The organism is Pseudomonas sp. 32_A (assembly GCF_017490905.1).
Classification (GTDB): domain Bacteria; phylum Pseudomonadota; class Gammaproteobacteria; order Pseudomonadales; family Pseudomonadaceae; genus Aquipseudomonas; species Aquipseudomonas inefficax.
On record NZ_JAFGYI010000055.1, the window covers coordinates 1 to 17,493 of the forward strand.

Sequence of the window (17,493 nt, forward strand, 5' to 3'; positions counted from 1 at the left end):
CCTGTGGGAGCTGGCTTGCCGGCGATTGGGGCGCAAAGCGCCCCCATTCCAAGCCAAATACAAGAAAGAGAGGCTACAACCGTGATCGACGCCCTGAACCACTTGCCGCGCCCCCGGGCCGGCGCCGACCAACTGGCCGAGCGCTTCAGCGACCTGGCCCCACCCCTCACCGCCCGCCAGGCCGCCGTCGAAAGCGCACGCTGCCTGTATTGCTATGACGCCCCTTGCGTCAATGCCTGCCCCAGCGACATCGACATCCCGTCGTTCATCCACCGCATCAGCGACGAAAACCTGCAAGGCGCCGCCGAGCGCATCCTTTCGGCCAACATTCTCGGCGGCAGTTGCGCCCGTGTCTGCCCCACCGAAATCCTTTGCCAGCAAGCCTGCGTGCGCAACAACGCGCAGGAATGCGCACCGGTGCTGATCGGCCAGTTGCAGCGCTATGCCCTGGACAATGCCCACTTCACCGAGCACCCGTTCCAGCGCTCGCCGGCCACCGGCAAGCGCATTGCCGTGGTCGGTGCCGGCCCCGCCGGGCTGTCGTGTGCCCACCGCCTGGCCATGCATGGGCATGATGTGGTGGTATTCGAGGCCTGCGACAAGGCCGGTGGCCTCAACGAGTACGGTATCGCCCGCTACAAGCTGGTGGACGACTATGCCCAGCGTGAAGTGGAATTCCTGCTCGGCATCGGTGGCATCGAAATTCGCCATGGCCAGCGCCTGGGTAGCAACCTCGGCCTGGGCGAACTGCGCGACCAGTACGACGCAGTGTTCCTCGGCCTGGGCCTGAATGCCGTGCGCCAGCTCGGCCTGCCGGAGGAAGAAGCCCCCGGCCTGCTCGCCGCCACCGCGTACATCCGCGAACTGCGCCAGGCCGACGACCTGAGCCAGTTGCCCCTGGCCGACCGCTGCCTGGTGATCGGTGCCGGCAACACCGCCATCGACATGGCCGTGCAGATGAGCCGCCTGGGTGCCCACGACGTCAACCTGGTGTACCGCCGCGGCCATGCCGACATGGGTGCCACCGGCCACGAGCAGGACATCGCCAAGGCCAACCAGGTACGCCTGCACACCTGGGCCCGCCCCGATGCCGTGCTGCTGGACGACAGCGGCAAGGTGCGCGGCATGCGCTTTGCCCGCACCGAGCTGGCAGACGGCCGCCTGCGCGACACCGGCGAAACCTTCGAGCTGGCCGCCGATGCCATATTCAAGGCCATCGGCCAACGTTTCGACGACGCCAGCCTCGGCGACCCGGTGGCCGCACAACTGGCGCGCATTGGTGAGCGCATCCGCGTCGACGAAACGATGCAGACCAGCCTGCCGGGCGTATATGCCGGCGGCGATTGCACCGCCCTGGGCCAGGACCTTACCGTCCAGGCGGTGCAACACGGCAAGCTGGCCGCCGAAGCCATCCATGCCCAACTCATGCTCAACGTGGAGGCTGCGTAAATGGCCGACCTGTCCATCGAATTTGCCGGCATCAAGGCACCCAACCCTTTCTGGCTGGCTTCCGCACCGCCAACCGACAAGGCCTACAACGTGGTCCGCGCCTTCGAGGCCGGCTGGGGTGGCGTCGTGTGGAAAACCCTGGGCGAAGACCCGGCGGCAGTCAACGTGTCGTCGCGCTATTCGGCGCATTACGGCCCCAATCGCCAGGTGCAGGGCATCAACAACATCGAACTCATCACCGATCGCTCACTGGACATCAACCTGCGCGAAATCACCCAGGTGAAGAAAGACTGGCCCGACCGCGCGCTGATCGTTTCGCTGATGGTGCCGTGCGTGGAAGACTCGTGGAAGTTCATCCTGCCGCTGGTGGAGGCCACCGGGGCCGATGGCATCGAACTGAACTTCGGCTGCCCGCACGGCATGCCGGAGCGCGGCATGGGTGCGGCGGTCGGCCAGGTGCCGGAGTACGTGGAAATGGTCACCCGCTGGTGCAAGACGTACTGCTCGCTGCCGGTGATCGTCAAACTCACGCCGAACATCACCGACATCCGCCAGTCGGCCCGCGCAGCGCACCGTGGAGGGGCCGATGCGGTGTCGTTGATCAATACCATCAACTCGATCACCAGCGTCGACCTTGATCGCATGGTCGCCCACCCCATCGTCGGCGACCAGAGCACCCATGGCGGCTACTGCGGTTCGGCGGTGAAACCGATTGCCCTGAACATGGTGGCGGAAATCGCCCGCGACCCGCAAACGCGCGGCTTGCCGATTTGCGGTATTGGCGGCATCGGCAATTGGCGTGACGCCGCCGAGTTCATGGCCCTGGGCAGTGGCGCCGTGCAGGTATGCACGGCAGCGATGCTGCACGGCTTCCGCATCGTCGAGGACATGAAGGACGGCCTGGCGCGCTGGATGGACCAGCACGGGCACCGCAACATCGAGGCGTTTCGCGGCCAGGCGGTGGGGCATACCACTGACTGGAAGTATCTGGACATGAACTACAAGTCGGTGGCGCACATCGACCAGCAGGCATGCATTGGCTGCGGGCGCTGCCACATTGCCTGTGAGGATACTTCGCATCAGGCGATTGCCAGTACGCTGAAGGCAGATGGCACGCATGCCTACAGCGTGATCGAAGCGGAATGCGTGGGCTGCAACCTGTGCCAGATCACCTGCCCGGTGGAGAGCTGCATCGAGATGGTGGCGCAGGATACCGGCAAGCCGTACCTGAACTGGACGCAGGATCCGCGTAACCCCTACCGCGAGGCCAGTTGAAACCCATTGGGGCCGCTGCGCAGCCCTTCGCGGGTGAACCCGCTCCCACAGGGACCGCGCCGCTTGTGAGGGCAGCAAGACACCTGTGGGAGCGGGTTTACCCGCGAAGGGCCGCGCGGCGGCCCCGACCTCAAGGCTCCAGCCCGATCCCCCGCAAGATCACGCTGGTCACCGTCTGCACCGAACTTTCAAAGGCCATGTCCGACAACGCCTCGCCGCCATTGAGCAAGGCCACCTGGTAACCAAAGTCGGCATAGTGCTGGGTCGAGGCCCAGATCATGTACAAAAGCGCCGACGGCTCCACCGGCAGGATGCGCCCCTCCTCCACCCAGCGGCGGATCTTGGCTTCCTTCAGCTTGGCCCAGGGCACCAGGCTTTCATCCAGGTTCACCCCCAGTACCGGCGCCCCGTGCAGCATCTCTTCGGCCCAGATCTTCGAACCCAGCGGCCGCGAGCGCGAGTGGCCCATCTTCGCCCGGATGTAACTAGTCAAAACCACGCGCGGGTCGTCGAAATTCTCGAAGCACAGCGCGTCCTGCTTCCACACATCCAGCAGGTCCTGCAGCACCGCACGGAACAGGTCGTCCTTGGTACTGAAGTAATAATGCAGGTTGGAACGCGGCAACTCGGCCTGCTCGGCGATATCGCCCATTGAGGTGGCACCATAGCCCTTCTCGGCGAACACCTTTTCTGCCGCCTGCAGGATCTTCTCGATATTGCGCCGGCGAATTTCGATCTTGTGGTTGGCCATCAGGCTTGGGCCGTCCACACCGCCAGGTCATGACCATCCGGGTCGATGAAATTGAACTCGATGTTGTCGATCTGCCGATCAGTACCGCGAATGCCCATGTGTGCTCCGTGCCAAAGGGGTTTGCCCTAGTCTACTCCGCTTACTCCAAGCCAGCGCAATCCCTGTAGGAGCGGCCTTGTGTCGCGATCGGGCTGCAAAGCAGCCCCGGCAACTCATCCAGTGAGGCTGAAATCCTGGGGGCGCTACGCACCCCTTTCGCGACACAAGGCCGCTCCTACAGGGGAGACCGCCACCTGACCTAACCACCACTCGCACGATCACGCACCGGGCACTGTGCCCGGTGCAGGTTCAGTGCAGTGTTGATGATGCCGATATGGCTGAACGCCTGAGGGAAGTTACCGAGCATGCGCTGGCCCGTCGGGTCGTACTGTTCAGCCAGCAGGCCTAGGTCGTTGCACAGGCCGGTCAGGCGTTCGTACAGTGCCTGCGCTTCTGCCTGGCGGCCCAGCAAGACATACACGTCGGCCAGCCAGAACGAACACACCAGGAAGGTGCCCTCCCCGGGCGTGAGGCCGTCGCTGCAACTGTCACTGTCATAGCGCAGCAGCAGCCCGTTTTTCAGCAGGCGCTGCTCGACCTGTTCAAGCGTGCGCAAGAAGCGCGGGTCAGCCGCCGGCAGGAAGCCGGTCAGGGCGATGTGCAACAGGCTGGCGTCCAGCTCGGTCGAGCCATAGGCCTGGACGAAAAAGCGGCCGCTGGGGTCCAGGCCCCGCGCGCACACTTCACGATGAATGTCGTCAGCCACCTGGCGGTAATGCTGCCCGCGCTCGCGGCCCTCCTCAGTGGTGTCGGCCAGCCCCGCGGCACGATCGAAGGCGACCCAGGCCATGACCTTGGAGTGCACGAACTGCTGCCGGCCGCCGCGCACTTCCCAGATGCCTTCGTCCGGCTCACGCCAGATCCGCTCGACGTAGGGCAGGATCAGCCGGGAGATGGCAGCGCTGCGCGGGTGACGGGGCAAGCCGCCCCTGATCGCCTGGGCCATGGCGTCGGCGAGTTCGCCATAGATATCCAGCTGCATTTGCTGCGACGCTGCATTGCCCACCCGCACCGGTTGCGAGTGCTCGTAACCGGCCAGCCACGGCAAGCTGTATTCCTGCAGGTCGCGTTCGCCAGCCAGGCCGTACATGATCTGCATCTGCTCGGGGTTGCCGGCCACCGAGCGCAACAGCCACTCGCGCCAGGCCTGGGCTTCGTCGAAGTAGCCGAGGTTCATGAAGGCCAGCAGGGTCATGGTCGCGTCGCGCAGCCAACAGAAGCGGTAGTCCCAGTTGCGCTCGTGGCCGATGCGCTCGGGCAGCGAGGTGGTGACGGCGGCAACGATGCCGCCGGTGGGTGCATAGGTCATGGCCTTGAGGGTCAGCAGCGAGCGGCGCACCAGCGCGGAATATGGACCCACTTGTGGGCAGCGGGCGGCGAAGGCCTGCCATTGGTCGATGGTTTGCGCCAGCGCTTCGTCGCTATCACAGCCAGGCTGCACCGGCAGGTGCGAGGGCTGGTGGCACAGGCTGAACACCTGGCGTTCGCCTGCGCCGACACGAAAGCGGGCGACGGTGTGCTGGTCGCGGGCATGCGGCAGGACGGTGCTGCGCAGGATCAGCCGGGCGGGGCCGGCGACGGCGCTGAGGGTCAGCGGGTCGAGCCGTTCTACCCAGGGCACGCTGCGGCCATAGTCGAAGCGCATGACCAGGTCCATCTCGAAATTGGTTTCGCCAGCGAGGCCCTCGACGATGCGCACCAGCGAGTTGACCTCGCTCAGCGGCATGAAGTCGAGCACACGGGCGCGGCCGGTGGCGGTGACCCAGGTGGTTTCCAGCACCAGGGTGTCGTCCAGGTATTGGCGGCTGCTGTGTTCGACCGGGTCGCAGGGGGCCAGGCGCCAGCGGCCGTTTTCTTCATTGCCCAGCAGTGCAGCGAATACCGCAGGGGCGTCGAAGCGTGGCAGGCACAGCCAGTCGAGCGAGCCATCGCGGCTGATCAGGGCGGCGCTGCGGCAGTTGCCCAGCAGGGCATAGTCTTCGATGTGGGCAGGCATTGGAGCTCCTTGAGTGGCTGCCTGTGCTGGCCTCTTCGCGGGTGAACCCGCTCCCACAGGTACATCACAGGCCTTGAAGCCATCGGTATCCCTGTAGGAGCAGCCTTGTGCTGCGAAGAAGGCAGCCCAAGGCTGGCACATCTCAACTGGCTTACTGGCCCTTTCGCAGCAGAAGGCTGCTCCTACAAGTCGGTGCTGCACCTGTGGGAGCGGGTTCACCCGCGAAGAGGCCGGCACAGGCTCTACAAAAACCTCACCCCAAGCGATGCCACTCGCGCTTGTCCCGGGTCAGCAATTCATTGCCGGCCTCGGGCCCGTCTTCACCGGCCGGGTACTCATGCACCTCGCCACCCTGGGCCCAGGCATCGAGGAACGGCTGCACCGCGCGCCAGCCGTTCTCGATGTTGTCAGCCCGCTGGAACAAGGTCTGGTCACCGGTCAGGCAGTCGTAGATCAGCGTCTCGTAGCCGGTCGCCGGGGTCATCTTGAAGAAGTCCTTGTAGGCAAAGCCCAGCTCGACATTCTCCATCACCAGCTCCGGCCCGGGGCGCTTGGCCTGCAGGTCGAACCACATGCCTTCGTTGGGCTGGATCTGGATTTTCAGGTAATTGGGCTTGGGCCGCTCCAGCTCCGACTCGCGGAACTGCGCATAAGGCGCGGGTTTGAAGCAGATGGCGATTTCGGTATCGCGCACGCTCATGCGCTTGCCAGTGCGCAGGTAGAACGGCACGCCAGCCCAGCGCCAGTTGTCGATCATCACCTTCAGCGCCACATAGGTCTCGGTCTGGCTATCAGCCGCGACGTTGGCCTCGTGGCGGTAGCCGGGCAACTGCTTGCGCCCCTGCTTGCCAGCGCTGTACTGACCGCGCACGGAGTTTTTCAGGGCCATCTTGGTCGACCACGGGCGGATGGCGCCGACCACCTTGGCCTTTTCGCTCCGCACGGCATCGGCGGCAAACGCGGCCGGGGGCTCCATGGCCACCATCGCCAGCAACTGGAACAGGTGGTTGGGCACCATGTCGCGCAGGGCGCCGGTGCTGTCGTAGAACGCGCCACGGGTCTCGACACCGACGGTTTCCGCGGCAGTGATCTGCACATGGTCGATGTAGTGGTTGTTCCAGAACGATTCGAACAAGCCGTTGGAGAACCGGCTGACCAGGATATTCTGCACCGTCTCTTTGCCCAGGTAATGGTCGATGCGGTAGATCTGCCGCTCGCCCATCACCTTCAACAGGCACGCGTTGAGCGCCTCGGCGCTGGCCAGGTCGGTGCCGAAGGGCTTTTCCACCACGACCCGGCGAAAGCCGCCGGCCGATTCGTCGAGCAGCCCGGCCTGCCCCAGGCGCTGCGCCACCTCGGGGAAGAAGCGCGGCGAGGTCGCCAGGTAGAAGATGGCGTTGCCATGGCGGGTTGTGTCGATGCGCTTGGCGAGCGCCTGGTAGGTGGCCGGGTCGAGGAAATCGCCGGTCTGGTAATCCAGGCGCTTGGCCAGCCGTGCCCAGAGCTTGTCATCCAGGCATTTGGCCGTGCCCTCGCCACCTTTGTCACGCTCGGCCATGAACGCATGCAGGCGGCCGGCGAATTCCTCGGCGGTGGCCGGGTTGTGGTCGACACCGACGATGCGCAGATTGCGGTCGAGCAGACCGTCACGGCTGAGGTTGTAAAGCGCCGGCATCAGCAGGCGCTTGACCAGGTCGCCATTGGCGCCGAACAGGAACAGGGTGCATGGCGGAGCAGCCGGAATGCTCTGTCTGGTCATTCGCCTTTCTTCTCGACATGGCCACCAAAGCCCAGGCGCATGGCCGAGAGAATCTTGTCGCCATAGGTGCCCTGCTGCTGGCGCGAGCGGAAGCGGGCGAACAGCGCGCTGGACAGCACCGGCACCGGCACCGCCTGCTCGACGGCGGCGTCGATGGTCCAGCGGCCTTCACCGCTGTCAGACACCGAGCCACTGAACTGCGACAGCTGCGGGTCGGCTACCAGCGCATCGGCGGTAAGGTCGAGCAGCCACGAGGTAACCACGCTGCCACGCCGCCACACTTCAGCGATTTCGGCCACGTTCAGGTCGAAACGCTGGTCCTCCGGCAGTTCGTTGCCGCCCTTGCTGCGCAACAGGTCGAAACCTTCGGCGTAGGCCTGCATCAGGCCGTATTCGATGCCGTTGTGCACCATTTTCACGTAGTGCCCGGCACCGGGTGGGCCGGCATGGATGTAGCCGTGTTCGGCACGCTGGTGCTCGCCACTGCGGCCATGGGTACGCGGAATGTCACCCACGCCCGGGGCCAGCGCCTTGAACAGGGGTTCCAGGCGCTCGAATACGTCCTTTTCGCCACCGATCATCATGCAGTAGCCACGGTCCAGGCCCCACACGCCGCCCGAGGTGCCGACGTCCAGGTAATGCAGCCCACGCTTGGCCAGCTCGGCGGCGCGGCGCATGTCGTCCTTGTAGAACGTGTTGCCGCCGTCGATGATCGCATCACCCGGCTCCAGCAGCTCGGCCAGTTGGGCGATGGTCTGCTCGGTGGGCTCGCCGGCGGGCAGCATGACCCACACGGCACGCGGTGCTTTCAGCTTCTGGACCAGCGCACCAAGGTCGTGCGCGCCTTGGGCGCCCTCGCCCTCCAGGCCAACGATGGCCTCGCGGTTGCGGTCATGCACCACCGTACGGTGGCCGGCGCGCATCAGGCGCCTTGCGATATTGCCGCCCATGCGGCCCAGCCCGATGATTCCCAGTTGCATGAGCCGATGCTCCCCTTTCGAAATAAATGACAACACAATCCAGCTTTTCAGATTAGTCCAGCGAACCGATCGAGGGTTCAGCGACGAACGGCGAGACCACGATAAACAAAAAAGTTCCCAAGACCTGCGAAAGAATTCAAAATGCGCCCGCCGGAAGCGTCTACGCTTTAACTTGTCACCAGCCAAAACCGCGAGGTGTGCTCATGGGTACCTTGATGCCTGCAACCCCAACCCAGACCCTCTATGTCTCCGTGCGCCGTGATGAGCTGCGTAAACTGAAGGACGAACGTGACCAGCTGCGCCAGCAGGTCGCCCAACTGAACCTGCTGCTGGCGCGACAGCGCGCTGAAGACAAAACTGTCAGCCTCTGATTCTACCTTCATCTTGTGGGGGCTGAATGGCTCCCACCAGCCCCTTCTCTAGTAAGTCGCCGCGTCTGCCCCCTACTCGGTAACGGTAGGAGCAGCCTTGTGCTGCGAAATGGCCAGCACTGCAAGCATGAATCTACCGGTCATACCGGCCTCTTCGCAGCACAAGGCTGCTCCTACAAGTTAGGCGTCACCGCGCACCATCAAGGTGCATTGCGGGTGACTAGCCACAATTTGGCGCACCGCCCAAACATCGCCGCCCAACCCTTTTCACATCCGCTTACAGACGCCAACGTTTGCGTCTATTCCGCGGATGCCAATAGTGACCAATGGGTCACCTTTTTGCCTTTTTCTCTCCTACACTCGAGTTTCGGCCCGCCATTTGCTCAACGGAAGAGCGACGAAAAAAAGTCGAACTTTCCAAAACGTCGGCAGGTCAGGAACTAAGTAGGCCAAACGCAAGGGACATTCCCTGGCTCGGCCCACCCATCCCAACCAGTCAAATCGCCTTCGGCCGGAATGCCGATCGCGCCGTGCCTGCGCGCACGACCCTGGGGCATGGAACGCACTACGCAGAATCCAGAAACAGAGAGAACCAACACGAAACATCGCCACGGGTGCCAGCACCCGGCCAAGCATAGGGACGGAGAGAAGTATGATCAGTGCCGCTGTCGAGCCTCACGTAGATTCATTCAACCCGGACAACCGCGAGCCGCTCACCCCGGACTTCGCCACGACAGGCAAGGCACCCGGCGCCCAGCGCCAGCACAACCGCAACAAGCGCAAGATATTGTTCGTGACCTCGGAAATCGCCGACCTGGTGAAAACCGGTGGCCTGGGCGACGTGTCGGCAGCCCTGCCCCGTGCCCTGGCACACCTGCACGATGTGCGGGTGCTGATCCCCGGCTACCGCCAGGTGATGGAAAGCGACAACCCCATCCACATCGTCGGTGAACTGGGTGGCCATGCCGCCTTGCCGCCGTGCAAGATCGGGCGCATGGACATGGCCGACGGCTTGGTCATCTATGTGCTGATCTGCCCCGAACTGTACCAGCGCGACGGCACCCCCTATGGCGCCAACAACGGCCGCGACTGGCCCGACAACCACATCCGCTTCGCCCGCCTGGGCCTGGCTGCCGCCGAAATCGCCGCCGGCGAAGGCAGGATCCACTGGAAGCCCGAGGTGGTTCATGCGCACGACTGGCCAGCAGGCCTGGCACCGGCCTACATGCACTGGCGCGGGCTGAGCACGCCAACCCTGTTCACCATCCACAACCTGGCCTACCAGGGTGTGTACAGCCGCGGCTGCAGCCCGGAACTGGCAATCCCCGAGCACGCCATGCAGCAGGAAGGCATGGAGTTCTACGGCAAGCTGTCGTTCCTCAAGGCCGGCCTGGCCTACGCCAGCCATATCACCACGGTCAGCGCCACCTATGCCCGGGAAATCACCACTCCGGAATTCGGCTGCGGCCTGGACGGCTTCCTCGCCAGCAAGGCCCAGCAAGGCCTGCTCGGCGGCATTCCCAATGGCATCGACGAAAGCTGGGATTCGGCCACCGACAAGCACCTGCAGCACAACTTCAGCATCAACGACTGGGAAGGCAAGGCGCGCAATGCCCAGGAAGTACGCGAGCTGTTCAAATTGCAGCCCTCCGAAGGCCCACTGTTCGCCGTGGTTTCGCGCCTGGTCTACCAGAAAGGCCTGGACCTGACCCTGGGGGTGGCCGACTACATCGTCGAGCAAGGCGGGCAGATCGCGATCATCGGCCGTGGCGAGCCCGAAGAAGAGCAGGCCATGCGCGAACTGGCGCTACGCCACCCGGGCCGTATCGGCGTGCGCATCGGCTTCAACGAAACCGACGCCCGGCGCATGTTCGCCGGCAGCGACTTCCTGCTGATGCCGTCACGCTACGAGCCATGCGGCCTCAGCCAGATGTACGCGCAGCGCTTCGGCTCGCTGCCGGTGGCGCGCAACACCGGCGGCCTGGCCGACACCATCGAGTGCGGCGTCACCGGTTTCCTGTTCAACGAGTCCACCGTCGAAAGCTATCGCGAGGCACTCAGCCGCGCCTTCTATGTATACGGCAAGAAGGACCTGCTGAACGCCATGCGCTGCCTGTCGATGACCCAACCGTTCAACTGGTGCCAGGCCGTGGAACCCTACGCACGGCTGTACGAAGACCTGGTCAAGCAGGCCCAGCACAGCCACTACTGAACGGGGAGTTGAAGATGCACAGGCATGGCGCACACCTGCTGGACGCCACGTCGGCGCGCTTCGCCCTCTGGGCGCCGGATGCGCGCAGCGTGAGTGTGGAACTGGAGCAGCAGCCGGCCATCGAGCTGTTGCCCGACGATGAAGGCTGGTACACCGGCGTGGCCCCGTGCCAGGCCGGTGACCGTTATCACTACCGTATCGACGGTGAACTACAGGTGGCCGACCCCGCCTCGCGCTACCAGCCCGACGGCGTGCAGGGGCCGAGCCAGGTGGTGGATGTGGCCAGCTATGCCTGGCAACACCCCTGGCAAGGCCGGCCCTGGCACGAAGCGGTCATTCAGGAGCTGCATGTCGGCCTGCTCGACGGCTACCAAGGGGTCGCCCGGCAACTGCCGCGCCTGGCCGAGCTGGGCATCAGCGCCATCGAGCTGATGCCGCTGGGGCAGTTCCCCGGCGAGCGCAACTGGGGTTACGACGGCGTGCTGCCCTATGCGCCGCAAAACACCTACGGCAGCCCCGAGCAGCTGTGTGCGCTGGTCGACCAAGCCCACGGCCAGGGGCTGATGGTGCTGGTCGATGTGGTGTACAACCACTTCGGCCCCGACGGCAACTACCTGCACCAGTACGCCAGCCCGTTCTTCCGCGAGGACCGGCAGACCCCATGGGGCGCAGCCATAGACTTCCGTCGCCCGCAGGTGCGCGAGTACTTCATCCAGAACGCCCTGATGTGGCTGTGCGACTACCGCTTCGATGGCCTGCGCCTGGACGCCGTGCACGCCATCGACCAGCCCGACTTCCTGGTCGAGCTGGCGCAAAGGGTACGCGCTGCCGTGGAGCCGGGCCGCCACGTGTGGCTGGTCCTGGAGAACGAGCACAACCAGGCCTTCCTGCTGGAACAAGGCTTCGATGCCCAGTGGAACGACGACGGCCACAATGCCTTGCATGTGCTGCTGACCGGCGAAACCGAAGGCTACTACGCCGACTACCAGCAGCGCCCCATCGACCAGTTGGCCCGCTGCCTCGCCGAAGGCTTCGTGTTCCAGGGCCAGGCCAACCGCCATGGCACGCCCCGCGGCGAGCCCAGCGGGCACTTGCCGCCCAGCGCCTTCGTGCTGTTCCTGCAGAACCATGACCAGGTCGGCAACCGCGCCCTGGGCGAGCGCCTTACCCGCCTGTGCCCGCCGCAGGCGCTGCGGGCGGCCACCGGGCTGTTGCTGCTGGCGCCGATGATCCCGCTGCTGTTCATGGGCGACGACGATGGCAGCTGCCAGCCGTTCCTGTTCTTCACCGACTTCCATGACCAGCTGGCCGACGCCGTACGCGAAGGTCGGCGTGGCGAGTTCGCCCATTTCGCCGCCTTCGCCGACCCCGAGCAGCGCCAACGCATTCCCGACCCCAACGCAGAACAGACCTTCGAGGCCTCCCGCCCGCAAGCCAGGGAAGTGATCGCTGGCTGGCACGGGCTGTACCAGCACCTGCTCGAGCTGCGCCGCCGCCATGTGATCCCGCACCTGCCCGGCAGCCGCGCGCTGGGCGCCGAAGTACACGGCGACAAGGCCCTGACCGCACGCTGGCGCCTGGGCAACGGCACCACCCTGCGCATTGACCTCAACCTGGCCGCTACCCCGCAGGAGGTCGAGTTGCCCGCGCCCGCCAACCGACTGTTCGACAGCAGCGACACCCGACACCCCGATACCCATCTGGCCGCATACAGCTGCGTGGTCAGCCTGCTTTCCCCTGCCCAGGAGCGCCCATGAGCGAAACCGCCCTGCACCGCCTGGCCACCCGCGTCGGGCTGAGCCGCGACTGGATCGACGCCAATGCCCGGCCCCAGCGAGTCAGCGACGAGGTGCTGCGCAACATCCTTGAAGGCCTTGGCCATCCCGCTTCCGATGACGCCGCCATTGCCGCCAGCCTGCGCGCCGTGGACGCTGCCGAAGACAGTGAGCACCTGCCGCCGCTGCTGACCGCCGACCTCGGCCAGCCACTGCCACTGGCGCGCTATTTCAGCGCCGCCAGCGTCGCGCACTGCACCTTGGAGGACCACAGCGCCCTTACCCTCAGCCTCGACGACCAGGCCAAGCTGCCCGGTGCGTTGCCCATCGGCTACCACCAGGTGGAAATCGACAGCCGCCGCTTCACCGTGGCCGTGGCTCCGCCACGCTGCCACAGCCTTGAAGACCGAGTGCAGGCACCGCCCCCGCGCTGCTGGGGCCTGGCGGTGCAGCTGTACAGCCTGCGCCGGCCCGGTGATGGCGGCTACGGCGACTGCCTGGCCCTGGAACAACTGGCCCGCGCGGCCGCCGAGCGTGGTGCCGATGCCTTGGCCATCAGCCCTATCCACGCCCTGTCGACCATCGACCAGACGCACTACAGCCCCTACTCGCCCTCCAGCCGCCTGCTGCTCAATACCCTGTACGCCAGCCCAGCCGCACTGCTGGGCGAGCGGGAGGTGCGCGTGGCCATAGAAGCCTGCGGCCTGGAGCAACAGCTCGAAGACCTGGAGCAAGGCCCGCTGGTCGACTGGCCGCGTGCTGCCAGCGCCCGCCTGCGCCTGCTCGAAGCCCTGTACCAGGGTTTCAGCCAGGGCGACCACCCGCTGCGCAAGGATTTCGACAGTTTCCGCGAAGCCGGCGGCCAGGCCCTGGAACACCACTGCCGCTTCGAGGTGCTGCAGGCCCAAGCCGTGGAGCACGGCCTGGGTGCCGACTGGCGCCACTGGCCCAAAACCTGGCATGACCCGTACCACCCGGAAGTGGAGGCCTTCGCCAACGCCTACCCGGCCAAGATCGAGTTCCATGCCTTTTGCCAATGGCTGACCGAGCGGGGCCTGCAACGCGCCCAGGAAGCAGCGCGCGGCAACGGCATGGCGGTCGGCCTGATCGCTGACCTGGCGGTGGGCGCCGACGGTGCCGGCAGCCAGGCATGGAGCCGGCAGGACGAACTGCTGGCAGGCCTGAAGGTGGGCGCACCGCCCGACATTCTCAACCGTGCCGGCCAGGACTGGGGCATCTGCGCCTTCTCGCCCGAAGGCCTCAAGCGCAACGGCTACCGCGCCTTCATCGAAATGCTGCGGGCCAACCTCGCCCACGCCGGCGGCCTGCGCATCGACCATATCATGGGCCTGCGCCGGCTGTGGCTGATCCCGCAGGGGGCCAAGCCCAGCGAAGGCGCCTACCTCAACTACCCGCTGGACGACCTGCTGCGCCTGCTGGCGCTAGAGTCGGTGCGCCACCAGGCGATCATACTTGGCGAAGACCTGGGCACCGTACCGGACGGCCTGCGCGAGCAACTGGCGGCCAAGGCCGTGCTGGGCATGCGCGTGCTGCCCTTCGAGCAGACCCAGCCCGGCCACTTCAAGCCGATTCTCGACTGGCCGGACAACGCCCTGGCCACCACCGGTACCCACGACCTGGCGCCGTTGGCAGGTTGGCTGGAAAACCGCGACATCGACTGGAGCCACCGCCTGCAACTGATCGACGCTGCCACCGAACTGCACTGGCGCCACGAGCGGCAAAAGGAGCACGATGGCCTGCGCCGCACCCTGGAGGCCAACTACGGCCCGCTGCCGGACAACGACGCGCTGATCGACGCGGCCATCCGCTACGTTGGCCACACCCGCGCACCGCTGGTGCTGGTGCCGCTGGAAGACCTGCTGGGCTGCGACGAGCAACCCAACCTGCCGGGTACCACCGCCGGCCACCCCAACTGGCGCCGACGCTTTGCCCGGCAGGTACGTGAACTGCTCGACGATGAAGACGCAGCAAGGCGCCTGGAGCTGTTGGCCCAGGCCCGCGAACAGGCGTGGGAGCGTGACCGATGAAAGCGCTGACCGCGACCCTGCGCCTGCAGTTTCACAGTGAATTCACCCTCGATCACGCCGCGCCGTTGGTGCCGTACTTCGCCCAGTTGGGTATCAGCCACCTGTATGCCTCGCCCATCCTCAAGGCCCGCGCCGGCTCGCGCCACGGCTACGACGTGGTCGACCCGACCTGCGTCAACCCCGAGCTGGGCGGCGAAGCGGCGCTGCAACGGCTGGTTGCCGCCCTGCGCCAGCACGGCATGGGGCTGATCCTGGACACGGTGTCCAACCACATGGCCGTGGGCGGTGCCGACAACCCCTGGTGGCAGAGCCTGCTGGCCTGGGGCCGGCGCAGCCCGTATGCAGAATTCTTCGACATCCAGTGGCACTCCAGCGACCCACTGCTGGCCGGCCAGCTGCTGTTGCCGTTCCTGGGCAGCGACTATGGCGTGGCGCTGAAGAATGGCGAGATACCGCTGGAGTTCGACAGGCAAAATGGGGTGCTGCAAATCGCCCACTACGAACACCGCTTCCCGATCTGCCCGGTCGACTACGGCTGGCTTCTCGCCCTCAGCCCGGACCCGGCCCTGAATGCCCTGGCCGAACGCTTCACCGCGTTGAACGCATCGGCCACGCCGCTGGCCGACGCCCTGCCCCTGCACGCCGAACTGGCGCGCCTGGTCGCTGAAGGTGCCGACCTCGAATCGGCGCTGCAGGCCTTCGACAGCCGCAACGAGCATGGCTTCAAGCGCCTGCACCTGCTGCTGGAACGCCAGACCTACCGCCTGGCAAGCTGGCGCACGGCCGCCGACGACATCAACTGGCGGCGCTTCTTCGACATCAACGAACTGGGCGGCTTGCGCGTCGAACGCGCGGTGGTGTTCGAGGCCACCCACGCCAAACTGTTCGAACTGATCGAGCGCGGCCTGGTAGACGGCCTGCGCATCGACCACATCGACGGCCTGGCCGACCCGCGCGGTTACTGCCGAAAGCTGCGCCGGCGGGTCGATGGCCTGCTGGCACGGCGGCCGTTGGACGCTGCCCTGGAGCACTTCCCGATCTACGTGGAGAAGATCCTCGGCGCCAACGAGCACCTGCACCGCGACTGGCTTACCGATGGCACCACCGGCTATGACTTCATGAACCAGGTCTCGCTGCTGCAGCACGACCCGGCGGGCGAAGCAACACTGACCGAGCTGTGGGCCAATGTGAGCGAACGCCCCGACTTCCCCGAAGAAGTGCGTCAGGCCCGCCACCTGGTGCTCAATGCCAGCCTGGCCGGTGACTGCGAGTCGGTGGCCCAGGCGCTGTTGCAGGTGGCGCGCAACGACCTGATGACCCGCGACCTGACCCTGGGCGCGATTCGCCGCGCCTTGCAGGCGCTGGTAGCGCATTACCCGGTGTACCGCACCTACTTCAATGCCTGCGGGCGCCCGGCAGAAGACGAAGGTTTTTTCCGGCAGGCCCTGGCCAATGCTCGCCAGGACCTCAGCGAAGCTGACTGGCCGCTGCTCGAGCACCTTGAACAATGGCTGGGCGGGCAAGCCTGGCGCAACCTGCCAGCAGGCCGGGCGCGCAAGCAGTTGCGCCATGCCTGCGTGCGCTTCCAGCAACTGACCGCGCCCAGCGCCGCCAAGGCGGTGGAAGACACCGCGTTCTACCGCAGCGCGCGGCTGCTGTCGCGCAACGATGTGGGCTTCGACGCCGAGCGTTTCAGCGCCCCGCCCGAGCACTTCCACAACGAGGCCCAGCGGCGCCTGCGCGACTTCCCCGACAACCTGCTGGCCACCGCCACCCATGACCACAAGCGTGGCGAAGATACCCGCGCGCGCCTGGCCGTGCTCAGCGAGCGCGGCCCGTGGCTGGCCAGCCGAATGGAACACTGGCGGGAACTGGCCACGCCGTTGCGTACGCAACTGGATGACGGCCTGGCGCCCAGCCCCGGCGACGAGCTGATGCTGTTGCAGACCTTGCTGGGCAGCTGGCCGCTGGACCTCGACCTGCACGACGACAACGCCCTTGGCCAGTACGCCGAACGCATGCGCCAGTGGCAGCAGAAGGCCCTGCGCGAGGCCAAGCTGCGCAGCAGCTGGAGCGCGCCGAACGAGGCCTACGAAAGCGCCTGCGCCCGCTACATCGAGGGCCTGCTGCTGGACGGAGAGAACCAGCAGCTGCGCAGATCGCTGGCCGACGCCGCGCACCTGGTGGCCTGCCCCGGTGCCCTCAACGGCCTGGTCCAGGCCCTGCTGCGCATGACCACACCCGGTGTGCCCGACCTGTACCAAGGCACCGAATACTGGGACTTCAGCCTGGTCGACCCGGACAACCGCCGCGCGGTGGACTACGCTTGCCGACGTCGCACCCTGGACGATGCAACGCCGGTAGCCGAGCTGCTGGCGCACTGGCGCGACGGCCGCCTGAAGCAGGCGCTGATCGCCCGGGTGCTGGACTGCCGCCAGGCCCATGCCGAGCTGTTCCGTCGTGGCGCCTACCTGCCCCTGACCGTGCACGGCCGGCATGCCGACAAGGTGGTCGCGTTCGCCCGCCTGGGCGAAGGCGAACGGGCCGTCATTATCGCGCCACGCCTGGCCAGTACCCTGCTGGCAGATGCACCGATACCCCTGATCCCGGCACAGAACTGGGAAGACACGCGGGTAAGCCTGCCGTTTGCCTTGTCGCCTGCCAACTCGACGGGACTTTTCTCCAATGCTGCGGTCAGCTCTTGCAGGGAGCTGTTGTTGAGCGCCGTGTTGGCGGAGTTTCCGGTCAACCTGCTGATACAACAATCTTGAGCATCAG

The 17,493-nt window shown here is 65.8% G+C and carries 11 protein-coding genes; 7 read left to right on the forward strand and 4 right to left on the reverse strand.

Annotation, left to right across the window (positions count from 1 at the left end):
• Window positions 1-81 precede the first annotated feature (81 nt).
• Together J5M58_RS23710 and preA are read left to right on the forward strand one after the other, a co-directional pair.
• Window positions 82-1,449, forward strand: a complete 1,368-nt coding sequence (locus J5M58_RS23710) for an NAD(P)-dependent oxidoreductase (RefSeq protein ID WP_207879808.1) — start codon at window positions 82-84, stop codon at window positions 1,447-1,449.
• On the forward strand, window positions 1,450-2,724 hold the full coding sequence (gene preA / locus J5M58_RS23715; protein ID WP_112252852.1) for an NAD-dependent dihydropyrimidine dehydrogenase subunit PreA: 1,275 nt from the start codon (window positions 1,450-1,452) through the stop codon (window positions 2,722-2,724). It abuts the gene before it with no gap.
• A gap of 130 nt (window positions 2,725-2,854) precedes the next feature.
• On the opposite strand, the gene J5M58_RS23720 is transcribed toward preA, so the two are convergent.
• The 4 genes from J5M58_RS23720 to gnd all read right to left on the reverse strand — a co-directional run bounded on the left by J5M58_RS23720 (window position 2,855) and on the right by gnd (window position 8,360).
• On the reverse strand, window positions 2,855-3,475 hold the full coding sequence (locus J5M58_RS23720) for a TetR/AcrR family transcriptional regulator (RefSeq protein WP_112252853.1): 621 nt from the start codon (window positions 3,473-3,475) through the stop codon (window positions 2,855-2,857).
• A gap of 298 nt (window positions 3,476-3,773) precedes the next feature.
• Window positions 3,774-5,570 (reverse strand): glycoside hydrolase family 15 protein, encoded by a 1,797-nt coding sequence (locus J5M58_RS23725; RefSeq protein ID WP_207879810.1) that lies wholly within the window; start codon window positions 5,568-5,570, stop codon window positions 3,774-3,776.
• A 253-nt stretch (window positions 5,571-5,823) separates the two neighbouring features.
• On the reverse strand, window positions 5,824-7,329 hold the full coding sequence (gene zwf, locus J5M58_RS23730; RefSeq protein WP_112252855.1) for a glucose-6-phosphate dehydrogenase: 1,506 nt from the start codon (window positions 7,327-7,329) through the stop codon (window positions 5,824-5,826).
• Window positions 7,326-8,360: a phosphogluconate dehydrogenase (NAD(+)-dependent, decarboxylating) gene (gnd, locus tag J5M58_RS23735; RefSeq protein WP_220087592.1), complete on the reverse strand. Its 1,035-nt coding sequence runs from the start codon at window positions 8,358-8,360 to the stop codon at window positions 7,326-7,328. The genes zwf and gnd overlap by 4 nt, the downstream gene beginning before the upstream one ends.
• Before the next feature lie 152 nt (window positions 8,361-8,512).
• On the opposite strand from gnd, the gene J5M58_RS23740 reads away from it, so the two are divergent.
• The 5 genes from J5M58_RS23740 (at window position 8,513) to J5M58_RS23760 (ending at window position 17,486) form a co-directional block, all read left to right on the forward strand.
• Window positions 8,513-8,680, forward strand: coding sequence for a DUF6026 family protein (locus J5M58_RS23740; RefSeq protein ID WP_220087590.1), 168 nt, complete (start codon window positions 8,513-8,515; stop codon window positions 8,678-8,680).
• 652 nt (window positions 8,681-9,332) lie between these two features.
• Complete coding sequence (glgA, locus tag J5M58_RS23745; RefSeq protein WP_207879812.1) at window positions 9,333-10,892, forward strand: glycogen synthase GlgA; 1,560 nt, start codon at window positions 9,333-9,335, stop codon at window positions 10,890-10,892.
• 14 nt (window positions 10,893-10,906) lie between these two features.
• On the forward strand, window positions 10,907-12,649 hold the full coding sequence (gene treZ / locus J5M58_RS23750; RefSeq protein ID WP_207879814.1) for a malto-oligosyltrehalose trehalohydrolase: 1,743 nt from the start codon (window positions 10,907-10,909) through the stop codon (window positions 12,647-12,649).
• Window positions 12,646-14,715 (forward strand): 4-alpha-glucanotransferase, encoded by a 2,070-nt coding sequence (gene malQ / locus J5M58_RS23755; protein ID WP_207879816.1) that lies wholly within the window; start codon window positions 12,646-12,648, stop codon window positions 14,713-14,715. Before treZ ends, malQ begins: the two co-directional genes overlap by 4 nt.
• The gene (locus J5M58_RS23760) at window positions 14,712-17,486 is read left to right on the forward strand and encodes a malto-oligosyltrehalose synthase (RefSeq protein ID WP_207879818.1); all 2,775 of its coding nucleotides are present in this window, start codon (window positions 14,712-14,714) and stop codon (window positions 17,484-17,486) included. Before malQ ends, J5M58_RS23760 begins: the two co-directional genes overlap by 4 nt.
• Window positions 17,487-17,493 lie beyond the last annotated feature (7 nt).

Coding starts and splice junctions, on each gene's coding strand:
- J5M58_RS23725 (WP_207879810.1), bottom strand. CDS start 5,570: ATGCCTGCCCACATCGAAGACTATGCCCTGCTGGGCAACTGCCGCAGC.
- malQ (WP_207879816.1), top strand. CDS start 12,646: ATGAGCGAAACCGCCCTGCACCGCCTGGCCACCCGCGTCGGGCTGAGC.
- J5M58_RS23740 (WP_220087590.1), top strand. CDS start 8,513: ATGGGTACCTTGATGCCTGCAACCCCAACCCAGACCCTCTATGTCTCC.
- glgA (WP_207879812.1), top strand. CDS start 9,333: ATGATCAGTGCCGCTGTCGAGCCTCACGTAGATTCATTCAACCCGGAC.
- treZ (WP_207879814.1), top strand. CDS start 10,907: ATGCACAGGCATGGCGCACACCTGCTGGACGCCACGTCGGCGCGCTTC.
- J5M58_RS23760 (WP_207879818.1), top strand. CDS start 14,712: ATGAAAGCGCTGACCGCGACCCTGCGCCTGCAGTTTCACAGTGAATTC.
- preA (WP_112252852.1), top strand. CDS start 1,450: ATGGCCGACCTGTCCATCGAATTTGCCGGCATCAAGGCACCCAACCCT.
- zwf (WP_112252855.1), bottom strand. CDS start 7,329: ATGACCAGACAGAGCATTCCGGCTGCTCCGCCATGCACCCTGTTCCTG.
- J5M58_RS23720 (WP_112252853.1), bottom strand. CDS start 3,475: ATGGCCAACCACAAGATCGAAATTCGCCGGCGCAATATCGAGAAGATC.